We start from the raw sequence: 12,456 nt of genomic DNA on the forward strand, positions 1-12,456 counted from the left end.
TAGCGGACGGACAATGGTCCGGCACTACCCCGTCCCATTTCACCGGCGCAAGAGACTTGATTGAATCTCGAACATACGGCAGATTGACCGCTGTGCGGACAGTCGTCCGGACGTAGTTGTGCCGGGCCGGATCAAGGAGGATTCCATGGCCTTCGTGACGGAGGAGAACCTCACCGACCTCGCGGAGAAACGCTGGGCCACCGCCCACTCGCCCAGGCTCGCCGAGCTCATGACGGCGCTGGTGCGGCATCTGCACGCGTTCGCCCGCGAGGTCCATCTCACCGAGGACGAGTGGACGGCCGCGGTCGAATGGCTCGCTGCGACCGGCCGGATCAGCGACGACAAGCGCCAGGAGTTCATCCTCGCCTCCGACGTGCTCGGCCTGAGCACCCTGGTCGTCCAGCAGAACAACCGGTTCTCGCCGCGCGCCACGCCGGCCACGGTCCTCGGCCCGTTCCACATCGACGGCTCCCCGCCGGCGCCGTACGCCTTCGACATGTCCGACGGCATCCAGGGCACCCCCCTGTTCGTGACCGGCCGGGTGCTCGACATCCACGGCACACCCCTGCCGGACGTCGTCCTGGACGTCTGGCAGGCCGACGCCGACGGCACCTACGAGGCCCAGCTCCCGGAGGTCGACGAGGCGCGGCTGCGGGCCAAGTACCGGTCCCGAGCCGACGGAACCTACTGTGTGCGCACCATCTCGCCGCGCGGCTACGCGATCCCGATGGACGGCCCGGTCGGCGCGCTCATCCGCAGGACCGACATCAGCCACTTCCGGCCCGCGCACATCCACTTCCTCATCGACCACCCCGGCCACGAGGGGCTCATCACCCACCTGTTCCGCGAGGGCTCCGACTACCTCGACAACGACGTCGTGTTCGGCACCAAGGACGAACTGGTCGTGGAGTTCACCGAGAAGCCGGCCGGCGACTGCCCCGGCGGGGGCACCATCGACGAGCCCTATCTGCACGCCGAGTACGACTTCGTGCTCCAGCCGTCCGGCGCCGACGGAACGCCGTCATGACCTTCGGGCTGCTCCTGCTCAGGCTGCTGCTCGCCGCGCTGCTGTGCGGCCACGGCACCCAGAAGCTGTTCGGCTGGTTCGGCGGCGGGGGCCCCACCGGCACCGCCCCCGTCTTCGAGCAGTGGGGCTTCGTCCCGGGCCGGCGCATGGTGCTCGCCGCGGGCGCGGCCGAGCTGGCCGGAGCCGCGTCCCTCGCGGCCGGTCTCCTGACGCCCGGCGGCTGCGCCGTCGTCGTCGGGACGATGACCGTCGCCGCCGTGGCGAGCTCCCCGAACGGCTTCTGGGCCCAGAAGGGCGGCTGCGAGGTCCCCTTCTGGTACGGCGCGGTGGCGGCGGTCCTCGCCTTCACCGGCCCGGGCGGCTGGTCGCTCGACCACGCCGCAGGACTGGACGGACTCGACGGCTACGGGTGGGGATCCGGGGCGCTGGCGCTCGGTCTCGCCGCGGCCGCCGTGCCGCTGACCCTCCGTTCTCGGGTGCTGCGCGCCCGCACACACATCACAACGAGGTGACCAGATGACGATCAACGACCCACGGCCGGACGAACTCACCAGCGGGCGCCCCATCCTCTTCCGCGGCGCGACCGTGCTGAGCATGGATCCCGCCATCGGCCTGCTCGACCGCGGCGACGTCCTGGTCCGCGGCGAGCGGATCGAGGCGGTCGGACTGAACCTGGAGGCACCTCAGGACGCGGCGGTGGTGGACGCCTCCGGCGGCATCCTCATGCCGGGCATGGTCGACACCCACCGGCACATGTGGCAGACGGCGCTGCGCGGCCTCGGCGCCGACTGGACGCTGTCGCAGTACTTCGTCTTCTACTACCTCAACTGGGGCAAGATCTTCCGCCCCGAGGACATCCACGCGGGCAATCTGCTGTCGGCGGTGGACGCGCTCGACTCGGGCGTGACGACGACGGTGGACTGGTCGCACGGTCTGCAGACCCCCGAGCACGGTGACGCCGCGGTCGAGGCGCTGCGTTCCGTACCGGGCCGCTTCGTGCTCGCCTACGGCAACCTGCTCGGCGCCCCCTGGGAGTGGGCGAACGCACCGGAGTTCCGGTCGTTCGTGGACCGGAACTTCTCCTCGCGCGACGACATGCTCGGCCTCCAGCTGGCCTTCGACGTCACGGGCGACGAGACGTTCCCCGAGAAGGCGGCGTTCGAGGCGGCCCGCGAACTGGGGCTGCGCGTGACCACCCACGCCGGGGTCTGGGGCGCGACCGGCGACGACGGCATCCGGCTGATGTGGGACCACGGGTTCATGACGCCCGACGTCACCTACGTGCACTCGGCCACCCTCAGCGAGGACTCCTACCAGCGGATCGCCGCGTCCGGCGGCACCGTGTCGGTGTCGGCCGAGAGCGAGCAGAACGCCGGGCAGGGCTACCCGCCCACCTGGCGGCTGCGGCGGTACGGCATCCCCGCGTCGCTGTCCATGGACACCAGCGTGTGGTTCAGCGCCGACCTCTTCTCCGCCATGCGGGCCACGCTGTCGGCCGACCGCGCACGCGACCACCTGGAGGCCCACGCGGCCGGCGAGACGGTGGTGCACCACAAGCTGCGCGCCCGGGACGTCGTCGAGTGGGCCACGATCGGCGGGGCCAGGGTGCTCGGCCTCGACGACCGGATCGGTTCGCTGACGCCGGGCAAGAAGGCCGACCTCGTGCTGATCAGGAACGAGCGGGACCCGGCCATGTTCCCGCTCCTGCACCCCTACGGGCACGTGGTCTACCAGGCCGGGCGCGCCGACGTGGACACCGTGCTGGTCGACGGGACGGTGGTGAAGTACCGGCACGAACTGGTCGGCGTGGACGTGCGGCGGGCGCGCGACGCCGTCGCGGCCACCGTCGAGTACACGCGCGGCACGCTGGGCGAGGACGCCTGGCGGGAGGCGATGGAGCCGGAAATACAGCAGCACGAGCTGATCCCGAACCCCTACACCTACAGCACGTACCGCGGTGAGGGCGTGGCCGTGCAGCACGAGGAGTCGTAAGTGATGAGCGGTGGTGCCCGCGGGCCGCTGGACGGACTGCTGGTGGCGGACTTCTCGCGGATCCTCGCGGGACCGTACGCGACGATGCTGCTGGCGGACCTCGGCGCCGACGTCGTGAAGGTCGAGTCTCCCGGAGGGGACGACACACGCACCTGGATGCCCCCGGTGCGGGACGGCGTGTCGACCTACTACCTGGGGATCAACCGCGGGAAGCGCTCGATCGCGCTCGACTTCCGCGACGCGGAGGACGCGCGCCTGGCCAGGCGGCTGGCCGGGCGCGCGGACGTGGTGATCGAGAACTTCAGGCCCGGTGGACTCGCCGGATACGGTCTGGACCACGCCTCGGTGAGCGCCGGCAACCCGGGCGTGGTGTACGCCTCGATCAGCGGGTTCGGATCGGGTCTCGGACGGCGGGTTCCCGGCTACGACCTGATGGTGCAGGCGATCTCCGGGCTGATGAGCCTCACGGGTGACCCGGCGGGGCCCCCGTACCGGGCCGGGATCTCGGTCTTCGACGTGATGGCCGGCAACCACGCGGCCATCGGCATCCTCGCCGCCCTGCGGCACCGCGACACCACCGGCCGGGGCCAGCTCGTCGAGGTGAACCTGCTGTCGTCGGCGCTGACCGGACTGGTCAACCACAGCTCGGCGTACGTCGCCGGCGGCACCGTGCCGTACCGCATGGGCAACGCCCATCCCAGCGTCTTCCCCTACGAGCCGCTGCCGACGGCCGACCAGGACCTGATCGTGACCGCGGCCAACGACGGCCAGTTCCGCAAACTGTGCGAGGTGCTGGGCATCCCCGGGACCGCCGACGATCCCCGCTTCCGGCACAACGCCGACCGCACCCGGCGCCGCGAGGAGCTCCGGCCGGTCCTGGTGGAGCGGCTCAGGACGCGCGGGGCACTGGAGTGGTTCGAGCTCCTCGTCGACGCCGGCGTCCCGTGCGCGCCGATCAACACCATCGACGGAGGGTTCGCGATGGCCGAGCGTTTCGGTCTCGACCCCGTGGTGGAGGTCGGTGAGGGGGAGCGGGCGGTGCCCACCACACGGCACCCCATCCGCTTCTCCGAGACACCCGCGACCTACCGGCTCCCTCCGCCGGAACTCGACGAGCACGGTGCGGAACTGCGCAAGTGGCTGCAGAACGACCCGGAGGACGGCGATGCCTGAGTACCCCACAGCGCTCGGCGCGTCGTCGCTCGACCGGATCACCCTGCTCGGCCAGGACCTCGCCGCCGATGTCATGGGCGAGGTCGGCTTCGGCGAGCTGGCGTTCTGGCTCGCCACGCAGCGCCGCCCGAAGCCGGGCGAGACCCGGGTGTTCGAGGCCGTGCTGGCCGCGCTCGCCGACCACGGGTTCACCCCGACCGCGATCACCGCCCGGCTGACGTATCTGTCGGCTCCCGACTCCGTCCAGGGCGCGCTCGCCGCCGGGCTGCTCGGCGGCGGCTCGCGCTTCCTCGGCGTCACCGAGGACTGCGGCCGGTTCCTGCACGACGTCCTGTCCACCGTGACGGGTGCCCGTCCCGACGACGAGGCGGGCTGGGACGCCCTCGCCCTCAGCGCCGTGCGGTCCGCGCGGGAGGCCGGCAGGTTCGTCCCCGGGCTCGGGCACCACGTCCACAAGCAGGGCGACCCGCGCACCGCGAGACTGTTCGCCATCGCCACCGAGGAGGGGCTCTTCGGCCCGCATCTGTCGCTGTTCGCGGCCATCGGCCGGGTCCACCCACAGGTGCTGGGCCGGACGCTGCCGCTCAACGGGGCGGGCGTCTGCGGCGCCGCGCTCGCCGATCTCGGGCTGCCGCTGGAGCTGCTGCGCGCCTTCGCGCTGCTCGCCCGCACCGCCGGGCTCATCGGGCAGCTCGCCGAGGAACTGCGCAACCCCGTGGCGAACGAGATCTTCCTGTCGGTGGACCTCAACAACCGGCCCGTGCCGCCGCGGCCCTACGGGGCGTAGCAGCCGGCGGCGCGCCCGAGGAAGGCGGCCCGGACCGGTTCGATCCGGTCCGGGCCGCCGCCCTGTCCCCGTCACCCGTACGGGCGCACTCACCCGGGCCCGTACGGCCCCCCGGCCCGCGCGGACACCCCAGCCCGCGCGGGCGTCCTCAGCCAGGTCCGTACGACCCCGAGCCAGCACGGACCCCCACTCGGCCCGCACGGACCCCCAAGCCCGCGCGGACACCCCCCAGCCCGCACAGGCGTCCTCACTCGGACTGCGCGGGCTCCTGGCCGAAGTCGGCGTGCAGCCGCCTGGTGTGGTCCACGTACCGCTCGGGACCGGTCAGGGTGACCGTCGCCGTCAGCCGCGGGTCGGTGCTGGACGCGGCCAGGCGCAGCTCCAGTTCGCCCGGCTCGACCACGCGCCGCCCGTCGCGTCCGGTGAAGGAGGCGAGGTCGGCCGGCACCGTCACCCGCACCCGCCGCGCCTCGCCGGGGGCCAGCGGCACCCGGGTGTAGCCGATCAGGCGCTGTACCGGCTGGACGACCGAGGCGACCGGGTCGTGCAGGTACAGCTGCACCACCTCGGTGCCGTGCCGCTCCCCCGTGTTGCGGACCGTGAGGGCCAGCCGGAACACCCCGTCCGTACCGGCCTCCTTCTCGTCGACGGCGAGGTCGCCCCAGGCGAACTCCGTGTACGACAGGCCGTGTCCGAAGCCGAAGGCCGCGGTCGGATCGATGTTCGACACCTCGCTCGCCTGGGCGAGGCGCGCGCCCAGATACGTGGCGGGCTGGGCGTCCGGCCCCCGCGGCACGCTGAGGGGCAGCCGCCCGGACGGTTCGGTCCGGCCGCTCAGCACGCCCGCGAGTGCGGTGGTGCCCTCGACGCCCGGGAAGAAGGACTGCACGATCGCGGCGGCCTCCGCGACGGCGCGGCCGAGCGCGTACGGCCGCCCGGCGAGCAGCACCGCCACCACCGGCCTACCGGCGTCCAGGACCGCGTCCAGCAGCTGCTGCTGGGCTCCGGGCAGCGCCAGCGAGGCGGCGTCGCAGCCCTCGCCGCTGGTGCCGCGGCCGAACAGCCCGGCGCGGTCGCCCAGCACCGCGAGGACGACATCGGCCTCGCGGGCCGCGCGGACGGCGTCGGCGATGCCGGAGGTGTCGCCGTCGTCGATCCCGGTGCCGCGCACCACGGTGACCTCGGCGCCGGGGAACTCGCGCGCCACCGCCTCGCGCAGGGTGGGCAGTTCGATCCCGGCGGGGACGCCGGGGTGGTGGACGCCGACGTGGAGGGGGAAGGAGTAGCAGCCCAGCACGGCGGTGGGCTCCTCGGCGTTGGGGCCGACCAGGGCGATGCGGCGCGGCCGGGCGAGCGGCAGGATGCCGTCGTTGGCGAGCAGCACCACCGCCTGCTCGGCGACCTCGCGGGCCAGGTCCCGGTTCCCGGGGCTGTCCAGGTCCACCGTGCCGCGCAGCGCGTCCGGGTCCTCCAGGTCGGCGTCGGCGAGCGCGGGCGGCACCGGGCTCCAGCCCGCGTCGAGCAGGCCGAGCCGGGCCTTCTCGGCGAGCACCCGGTGCAGGGCGCGGTCGATGAGGGTCTCGGGCACCCGGCCGGCCGTGACGGCCTCGGCGAGGGGCGCGCCGAACGTCTTGACGGTGGGCAGTTCGACGTCGACTCCGGCACGGAGCGCGGCGCCCGCGGCGCCCGCCCAGTCGCCCGTGATCCCGTGCAGGGTCTTGAGGAAGGCGATGCCGAAGTAGTCGGCCACGACGGTGCCGTCGAAGCCCCAGGTGTCGCGCAGCAGTCCGGTCAGCAGTTCCTCGTCGGCCGCCGCGGGCACTCCGTCGGTGTCGTTGTAGGCGGACATCACGGACCGGGCGCCGCCCTCGCGCACGGCCATCTCGAACGGTGGGAGCAGGACGTCGGCCGTCTCGCGCGGGCCCATCTCCACCGGGGCGAGGTTGCGGCCGGCGCGCGAGGCCGAGTAGCCGACGAAGTGCTTCAGGGTGGCGGCGACCCCCGCGGACTGGAGTCCCCGCACGTAGGCCGTGGCGACGGTGCCCACGAGGTACGGGTCCTCGCCGATGGTCTCCTCGACGCGACCCCAGCGGGCGTCGCGGACCACGTCGAGCACGGGTGCGAGGCCCTGGTGCACCCCCACGGACCGCATGTCCCGGCCGATGGCGGCGGCCATCCGGTGGATCAGCTCCGGGTCGAAGGTGGCACCCCAGGACAGGGGGACGGGGTAGGCGGTCGCCTTCCAGGCCGCGAAGCCGGCCAGGCACTCCTCGTGCGCGACGGCGGGAATGCCGAAGCGGTTCGCCGCGACGATGCGCGCCTGGGTGCGCAGCAGGGACAGCGCACCGAGCGCCGGGTCGACGGGGGCGGTGCCGAAGGGACGGGTGAGCTGGCCGAGGCCGGCCGGCAGCAGGCCGTCGAGGTCGACGGCGTCCTCCATGTCGTGCTGGTGGGGGGCCACTTCGCCGCCCTCGTCGGACGCGCCGACCCAGACACCGTAGAGCTGGGCGATCTTCTCCTCGAGGGTCATGGCACCGATCAGGGCCGACACCCGGGTGCCGATGTCGCGGGCGGGATCGTTCCAGACGGGGGTTTCGGGGGTGGTCTCAACTGCCACGTTGGCGGTCACTTTCCTCCGACGCCCATGAGGCCCTGGATGAGGGCACGGCGGGCGAACAGGTAGACGAGCAGGACGGGCACCATGGACAGCACGACGGCCGCCAGCAGCCCCGGGATGTTGATGCCGTGTTCGGTCTGGAAGTTGTACAGACCCAGGGTGATCACCTTGGTGGAGTCGGACTGGGTCAGCACCAGGGGGAACAGGAAGCCGTTCCACGCCTGGAGCGCGGAGAAGACCACGATCGTGGACAGCCCGCCCCGGGAGAGCGGGAGCACGAGCTGGAAGAACATCCGCCGGGGGGTGGCGCCGTCCACGGCCATCGCCTCGAACAGCTCGGGGGAGATGTCGCGCATGGCGCCGCTGAGGATCAGCGCCGACATCGGCAGGCAGAAGGCGGCGGTCGGCAGGATGACACCGACAAGGTTGTCGTAGAGGCCGGCCTGGCTGATCAGGTAGAACATCGGGACGATCACGGCCTGCGCCGGAATGGCGAGTCCGAGCAGGAACAGCCGGAAGACCTGCGAGGTGATCCTGCTGCGGCTGCGCACGATGGCGTAGGCGAGCGGCGGGACGAGCAGCAGCACCAGGCCGACCACGCACACGGTGACGACCAGTGTGTTGAGGAAGTACTGGCCGAAGCCCGAGTCGAAGGCACTGGTGTAGTTGCGGAGGGTGAAGTGGTCCGGGAAGGACAGGGGCCCGTTCCCGGCGTAGTCCGACTGGGGCTGCACCGTCGCCACGATCATCACGTACAGCGGCAGTCCGACCAGGAACAGCCAGACCAGCGAACCGAAGCCCGCCAGGTGGTTGGGGCGGCGCCTCATGACACACCCTCCATGTCGCTGCGCATCTTGTCGTAGCCGGACACGCGCACGACGATCAGCGAGATGACGGTGGCCGCGACGACCAGCACGAGAGCGATGGCGGCACCGGCGCCGAAGTCGAAGCTCTTGAAGGCCTTTTGGTACATGTAGTAGGCGCTGATGGTGGTGTCGGTGCCCGGTCCGCCCTGGGTGAGGATCAGGACCGTCTCGAACGTGGTGAGCCCGCCGACGATCATGATGATCATCGAGGTGATGACCGAGTTCCTCAGCTGCGGCAGGGTGATGTGGAAGAACTGGCGGTAGCGCCCAGCGCCGTCGATCTCGGCCGCCTGGTACAGCACCTCCGGGATCGCGCGGGCGGCGCCCTGGTAGATCAGTGTGTGGAACGGCGTGTACTGCCAGGTGCTCACGAAGGCCAGCACGCCGATCGCGGTGGTCTGCCTGCCGAACAGGTTGCCGTCACCGAACAGCCAGGTGGCCTGCGCCGGGATGCCGAAGTTGGGGTCGAGCAGCGCCCGCCACACCACCGACACGGCGGTGGCGGACAGCAGCAGCGGGATGAAGTAGATCGCCGAGAGCACCGCGCGGTTGCGCTGCTGTCCGGCGGCCCAGACGCCGAGCAGGATGCTCAGGGGGGTCTGGACGACCACGCCGAGGACGGTGACCAGCAGGGTCAGCCAGATGCTCTGGATCATGACCGGGTCGTCGAGGACCCGGTTCCAGTTGTCCATGCCGACGAACCGGGGCGAGCCCAGGCCGTTCCAGCTCATGAAGGACAGCACCGCCACCATGACCAGCGGGGCGATGGCGAACACGGCGAAGAACACGGTGGCGGGGACGGCCCAGCCGAAGCCGGGGCGCCCCACGCGGGCGGTGTGGGAGCCCCCCGGCCGCCGCCGGGCTTCCTTCCGGGGCCCGGCGACGGTGGGAACGCTCGTCGTTTCTGTGGTCATCGGCGGTTCATTCGGCGGGGAGGGCCTGCATGGCCTTGATGAAGCCGTCGGCGTCGATCTGGCCGTCGAAGAACTGCTGCACCGCCTGGTGCATCGCCGTGCTGGCCGACTGCGGGTACGCCTGGTCCCAGGACAGCTGGAACGACGGGGCCTGCTTCACCATGTCGTACTGGAAGTGCGAGTACGCGGGGCTGGCGGACGCGCTGTCGATGAAGGTCCCGGCGTTGGTCGTGGTCGGCAGGTTGCCGATCGCCAGCGACGCCTTGACGAACTCGGCGGAGTACATGAGCTTCAGGAACTTCGCGACGGCCTCGGGGTGCTTCGTCTTCTTCATGACCGAGTAGAAGTTGTTGGTGTTGCCGACGACGTCGGCCGGGTCGCCCTTGCCGCCCGCGATGGTGGGGAAGGTGCTGTAGCCCAGTCCCTTCTCGGCGAACTCCTTGGCGTCCTGCTGCTGCTGGGAGTAGTACCAGGAGCCCATCAGCTCGAAGCCGGCCTTGCCCCTGGAGACCAGCGCCACCGACTGGCCGTTCGTGTACTTCACGGAGTCGAACTTGGTGCCGAAGGCGCCGGCGTCGACGAGCTGCTTGAGCATGCTCAGCGCCTTCTTGCTGTCCGGGCTCTCCCACGCGCTCTTGTCGCCGCCGAGGGCCTTCCGGAACAGCTCCGGCCCCGCGACGCGGTCGTAGACGTACTCGAACCACATCAGCGTCGGCCACTGGTCGCCGCCGCCGAGGGCGATCGGGGTCTTCCCCTTCTCCTTGAGCGCCTTGACCGCGGCGAGCAGGTCCTCCCACGTCTTGGGCTGCTGCACCCCGGCGTCGGCCAGCACGTTCTTGTTGCTGAAGAGCAGAACCGGCTGGGTACCGCGCATCGGAATGCCGTAGTGCTTGCCGTCGACGCTCGCGCTGTCGAGCACCGTGGGCAGGAAGTTGGACTTGAGCGCGGGTTCTTTCGTCATGAAGTCGTCCAGCGGCATCAGCAGGCCGGCCTTGACGAACGGCGTGATGCTGCCGCCGCCCCAGTTGAAGAAGACGTCGGGGGCCTGCGGGGTGTTGATGATCGTCTGCAGCTTCTGCTGGTAGTCCGCGCCCGGGATGGTGTCGAGGACGACCTTGACGTCGGACGTCTTGTTGAAGGTGGCGACGATCTGCCGCTCGACCTTGTTGCTGGCGTCTCCGTAGACGAGGACGTGGATCTTCCCGTCGTCCGACGATCCTCCGCCGGTCCCGCTCCCGCACGCCGAAAGGCTCAGCGCCAGGGCGAGCGTCACGCCACCGGCGAGCAAACGGGGCACCCGCGCACGTATCTTCATCGTCTGCCTTTCGAAAGTTTCGGCGGCATTGCCGAAAGTCGCTGCTGTCGGACAGTAAGGGAGGCACCCCAGGGGGTCAACGGGCGTGCAGGCGCGCGATCAAACCGTTACCGGTGGGCCGTGCCCTATCCTTCGGACATGCGCGAAAACGACGAGGTGGACGGCCGGGTGACCCTGGCCGCGGTGGCCGGACAGGCCGGTGTGTCACTGTCAACGGTTTCGAAAGTCCTCAACGGCCGTTCCGATGTGTCGGAGGCGACCCGCACCAGGGTCGAACGGCTTCTCGACGACCACGGATACCGTCGGCGGTCCCAGGGCGCCCCCCAGGCGCCGCTCATCGAGCTGGTCTTCCACGAGCTGGACAGCATCTGGGCGATGGAGCTCATCCGCGGTGTGGAGAACGTCGCGAAGGACAACAAGGCGAGCGTGGTGCTCACCGAGAGCGGCACCCGGCACGCGCCCGCGCCCGACTGGATCGAGGGGGTCCTGCGGCGCCGGCCGCTGGGCGTGGTCCTGGTCTTCTCGGCGCTCCCGGACAAGGTGAAGAAGCAGCTGCGGTCGCGGGCCATCCCGTTCGTCATCGTCGACCCGGCCGGCGACCCCGACCCGGACGTGCCGTCCGTCGGCTCGGCCAACTGGGCCGGCGGCCTGGCGGCCACCCGCCACCTCACCGACCAGCGGCACGAGCGCATCGCCATCATCACCGGCCCGGACGACATGATGTGCTCCCTCGCCCGGCTCGACGGCTACCGCTCGGCCATGGCGATGGCGGGCCTCGAGGTCGACCCGCGCCTCGTGCGCTACGGCGACTTCCATGTGCAGGGCGGCTTCGATCACGCCATGGACCTGCTGGAGGGCCCGGACCGGCCGACCGCCGTCTTCGCCGGCAGCGACCTGCAGGCGCTCGGCGTCCTGGAGGCGGCACGGCTGAAGGGCCTGAGCGTGCCGGAGGACCTCTCGGTCGTCGGATACGACGACGTCCCCCTGGCCCAGTGGTCGAGCCCGGCGCTGACCACGGTCCGCCAGCCGCTGCGGCAGATGGCCGAGGAAGCGGCCCGGATGCTGCTGCGCCCCCGCGACGCCGACACCTCCGCCCTGCGCATCGAGCTCGCCACCCACCTGGTGGTCCGGCAGAGCACCGCGCCCCCGAAGGGCGCCTGAGCACCCCCGGAGGCGCGGTGCGCAGGAGGGCCGGAACATCGCGCGCCCCCTGCGCGGGGGCCGTTCACGAGGCCCGGCTCACGAACGGCCCCGGGCCCGGTCCGCCGGCGTGGGCGTCAGGTGTAGATGATCCGGGCGTCGGCGGCGCGCTCGTAGAACTCGCCGACCGTGATGACGCCCTGGACCTGATCGATCAGGTCGTCCTTGGCGAGTTCGAACAGGTCGACGGACGCCTTGCAGGCGTAGATGCCCGCACCGGTGTCGGAGATCATCTCGATGAACTCGGGGATCGGCGGGATGTCGAGCTTGTCCATCTTGCGTTCCATGTACCGGGTGAGCAGGTCCGGCATGCCGGGCAGACCGCCCAGCAGGGTCGGCAGATGGAGGCCGGGGTTGCCGACGGTGGCCAGCTTGATGTGTTCCCAGCGGCTCTTCGTGATCGCGTCGAGCCCGAAGAACGTGAAGAACAGGTCGGCCTCGATCCCCTCGGCGCGGGCGCCGTTGGCCAGGATCAGGGCCGGGTAGATCCCTTCCAGGGATCCCTTGGAGACGATGATCGAGACCTTCTCGATCGTGCCGGTGGCGGCCATGACAGGTGCTCCTT

11 protein-coding genes are annotated in these 12,456 nt (G+C 71.2%); 6 read left to right on the forward strand and 5 right to left on the reverse strand.

Going from position 1 to position 12,456, the window contains the following annotated elements; genetic code table 11:
* The first annotated feature begins 145 nt into the window (after nucleotides 1–145).
* Genes ACFYMU_RS03615 through ACFYMU_RS03635 form a run of 5 tightly spaced genes read left to right on the forward strand, consistent with a single transcriptional unit; the run spans nucleotide 146 to nucleotide 4,979 of the window.
* On the forward strand, nucleotides 146–1,027 hold the full coding sequence (locus ACFYMU_RS03615) for a dioxygenase (protein WP_388367282.1): 882 nt from the start codon (nucleotides 146–148) through the stop codon (nucleotides 1,025–1,027).
* Entirely contained in the window at nucleotides 1,024–1,539 is a 516-nt protein-coding gene (locus tag ACFYMU_RS03620) for a DoxX family protein (protein ID WP_388367284.1), read from the forward strand. Before ACFYMU_RS03615 ends, ACFYMU_RS03620 begins: the two co-directional genes overlap by 4 nt.
* Before the next feature lie 4 nt (nucleotides 1,540–1,543).
* Entirely contained in the window at nucleotides 1,544–3,019 is a 1,476-nt protein-coding gene (locus ACFYMU_RS03625; RefSeq protein WP_388367286.1) for an amidohydrolase family protein, read from the forward strand.
* 3 nt (nucleotides 3,020–3,022) lie between these two features.
* Nucleotides 3,023–4,192, forward strand: a complete 1,170-nt coding sequence (locus ACFYMU_RS03630) for a CaiB/BaiF CoA transferase family protein (protein ID WP_388367288.1) — start codon at nucleotides 3,023–3,025, stop codon at nucleotides 4,190–4,192.
* Nucleotides 4,185–4,979 carry a citryl-CoA lyase gene (locus tag ACFYMU_RS03635; RefSeq protein WP_388367290.1) on the forward strand — a complete coding sequence of 265 codons (795 nt, stop codon included), beginning with the start codon at nucleotides 4,185–4,187 and terminating at the stop codon, nucleotides 4,977–4,979. Before ACFYMU_RS03630 ends, ACFYMU_RS03635 begins: the two co-directional genes overlap by 8 nt.
* Nucleotides 4,980–5,226: 247 nt before the next feature.
* Here ACFYMU_RS03635 and ACFYMU_RS03640 read toward each other — a convergent pair whose 3' ends face one another.
* Genes ACFYMU_RS03640 through ACFYMU_RS03655 form a run of 4 tightly spaced genes read right to left on the reverse strand, consistent with a single transcriptional unit; the run spans nucleotide 5,227 to nucleotide 10,691 of the window.
* Nucleotides 5,227–7,608, reverse strand: a complete 2,382-nt coding sequence (locus ACFYMU_RS03640) for a glycoside hydrolase family 3 N-terminal domain-containing protein (RefSeq protein WP_388367292.1) — start codon at nucleotides 7,606–7,608, stop codon at nucleotides 5,227–5,229.
* A complete protein-coding gene (locus ACFYMU_RS03645; protein ID WP_388367294.1) occupies nucleotides 7,605–8,423 on the reverse strand; it encodes a carbohydrate ABC transporter permease in 819 nt (272 codons plus the stop codon). Before ACFYMU_RS03645 ends, ACFYMU_RS03640 begins: the two co-directional genes overlap by 4 nt.
* The gene (locus ACFYMU_RS03650) at nucleotides 8,420–9,376 is read right to left on the reverse strand and encodes a carbohydrate ABC transporter permease (RefSeq protein ID WP_388367296.1); all 957 of its coding nucleotides are present in this window, start codon (nucleotides 9,374–9,376) and stop codon (nucleotides 8,420–8,422) included. Before ACFYMU_RS03650 ends, ACFYMU_RS03645 begins: the two co-directional genes overlap by 4 nt.
* Before the next feature lie 7 nt (nucleotides 9,377–9,383).
* The gene (locus tag ACFYMU_RS03655; protein WP_388367297.1) at nucleotides 9,384–10,691 is read right to left on the reverse strand and encodes an ABC transporter substrate-binding protein; all 1,308 of its coding nucleotides are present in this window, start codon (nucleotides 10,689–10,691) and stop codon (nucleotides 9,384–9,386) included.
* Between the two features lie 138 nt (nucleotides 10,692–10,829).
* On the opposite strand from ACFYMU_RS03655, the gene ACFYMU_RS03660 reads away from it, so the two are divergent.
* A complete protein-coding gene (locus ACFYMU_RS03660) occupies nucleotides 10,830–11,852 on the forward strand; it encodes a LacI family DNA-binding transcriptional regulator (protein WP_388367299.1) in 1,023 nt (340 codons plus the stop codon).
* Nucleotides 11,853–11,968: 116 nt separating this feature from the next.
* Here ACFYMU_RS03660 and ACFYMU_RS03665 read toward each other — a convergent pair whose 3' ends face one another.
* The gene (locus tag ACFYMU_RS03665; RefSeq protein WP_388367301.1) at nucleotides 11,969–12,442 is read right to left on the reverse strand and encodes a DsrE/DsrF/DrsH-like family protein; all 474 of its coding nucleotides are present in this window, start codon (nucleotides 12,440–12,442) and stop codon (nucleotides 11,969–11,971) included.
* Nucleotides 12,443–12,456 lie beyond the last annotated feature (14 nt).

This window comes from Streptomyces sp. NPDC007264 (genome assembly GCF_042869095.1).
Classification (GTDB): Bacteria; Actinomycetota; Actinomycetes; order Streptomycetales; family Streptomycetaceae; genus Streptomyces.